Below are 1999 nucleotides of genomic sequence, written 5' to 3' on the forward strand. Positions count from 1 at the left end.
CGTCGGCCGCCCCGGCAAATCGAACACAGGCAAGCCGAAAGCGCCGCGCACGTGGCGTTCCTACTCGGTGTATCTGGGCCTGGCGCTGATCTTCGCCTACTGTCTGGCGCCGTTCTACTGGATGCTGGTCTCCAGCCTGCGCCGCACCGCCGACATCTTCGACAACACCCTGCTGCCGGCCCCGTTCTCGCTGGAGAACTACGCCAAGGTGTTCGACGGCTCCACCATGTTCGGCCAGGCCCTGCTGAACTCGCTGATCGTGGCCGGCACCACCACGGTGTTCGCCCTGCTCCTGGGCGTGTTCGCGGCCTACGCGATCTCCCGGCTGAACTTCCGGTTCAAGTCGGTGATCCTGGGCGTGATCATCGCGACGTCGATGTTCCCCGGCATCTCCGTGGTGGTGCCGCTGCTGCGCCTGTTCACGGACCTCGGCTGGATCAACCCGTACCAGGCGATGATCGTCCCGAGCCTGTCCTTCGCGATCCCGCTGGCGGTCTGGAACCTCACCACGTTCATGAAGGCCCTGCCGTTCGACCTCGAGGAAGCCGCGATGATCGACGGTTGCACGAAGTGGCAGGCGTTCCGCCGGGTCCTGCTGCCGCTCGCCGCGCCGGGCGTCTTCACCACCGCGATCCTGACTTTCATCCACAGCTGGAACGAGTTCATCATCGCGCTGTCCATGATCAACGACCCCAAGATCCAGACCGCCACGGTGGCGATCTCCAAGTTCACCGGCGCCACCGAATTCCAGGCGCCCTTCGGCGAGCAGATGGCCGCCGGCGTGATCGTCACCGTACCGTTGGTGATTATGGTGCTGATCTTCCAGCGGCGGATCGTCGAAGGCCTCACCGCGGGCGCGAGCAAATGAGCCCTGTAGAGGAAACCACGATCGCGCCGGCCCCCGAGTGGTGGCAGTCGGCCGTCATTTACGAGGTCTACCCGCGCTCCTTCGCCGACGGCGACGGCGACGGCGTGGGCGACCTCGCCGGGCTGATCGCCCGGCTACCGTACATCGCCGCCCTCGGCGTCGACGGCATCTGGATGACCCCGTTCCAGCCCTCCCCGCAGGTGGACCAGGGCTACGACGTCACGGACTACTGCGGCGTGGACCCGTTGTTCGGCACCATGGAACGGTTCGATGATCTGCTTTCTAAGGCGCACGCGCTGGGCCTGCGGGTCCTGCTCGACGTCGTCCCCAACCACTGCTCCTCGGAGCATCCGCTGTTCCAGGCGGCCCTCGCGGCCGTCCCGGGCTCACCGGAGCGGGACATGTTCCACTTCGTTGAAGGCCCCGACGCCGACGACCCGCCGAACAACTGGCAAAGCGTCTTCGGCGGCCGGGCCTGGAGCCTCGCCAACCCCGAGTCGGAGACGGACAAGGACTGGTATCTGCACCTCTTCTCGGCCGGCCAGCCGGACTGGAACTGGCGCAACCCCGCCGTCGGCGATTACTTCGACGGCGTGCTGCGCTTCTGGTTCGACAAGGGCGTGGACGGGCTGCGCATTGACGTCGCGCATGCCCTGTTCAAGGCTGACGGGCTGCCGGACTCGCCCTCCACGGGCGGGGTGGTGGACGGGCTGCGGTCCAATCCGCAGGTCTCGGACCAGGAGGATGTCCACGAGGTCTACCGCCGCTGGCGCACCCTGGCCGAGAAGTACGAGCCGCACCGGCTGCTGGTGGGCGAGGTCAACCTGGAGCCGGCCCGCGCCGCCCGCTATACCCGCGCCGACGAAATGCAGCAGGCGTTCGCCTTCGCGTTCGTGAAACTCGGCTGGGACCCGGAGGCGTGGGCTGCCGTCGGCAACGAGCTCGAGGCCGCCCGGCAGCTCCACGGCGCGGCCCCCACGTGGGCCCTGGAAAACCACGACATCGTCCGCACCGTCACCCGCTTCGGTGGCGGCGAGCTCGGCAGCGTCCGGTCTCGGGCAGCCCTCGTGGCTTTGCTCGGGCTTCCCGGTGCGGCGTACATCTACCAGGGCCAGGAACTGGGCCTGCCCG

General features: G+C 67.7%; 2 protein-coding genes. Both read left to right on the forward strand.

Annotated features, from left to right (window positions below; translation table 11 throughout):
* Positions 1-868, forward strand: an 868-nt coding sequence (locus tag LQV45_RS28430) for a carbohydrate ABC transporter permease (protein WP_230010295.1), incomplete at its 5' end; no start/stop codon positions are given.
* Positions 865-1999: alpha-amylase family glycosyl hydrolase (locus LQV45_RS28435; protein WP_230010297.1), on the forward strand; the 1135-nt coding region annotated here is incomplete at its 3' end. The genes LQV45_RS28430 and LQV45_RS28435, both read left to right, overlap by 4 nt.

Source organism: Microbacterium sp. Bi128 (assembly GCF_918698205.1).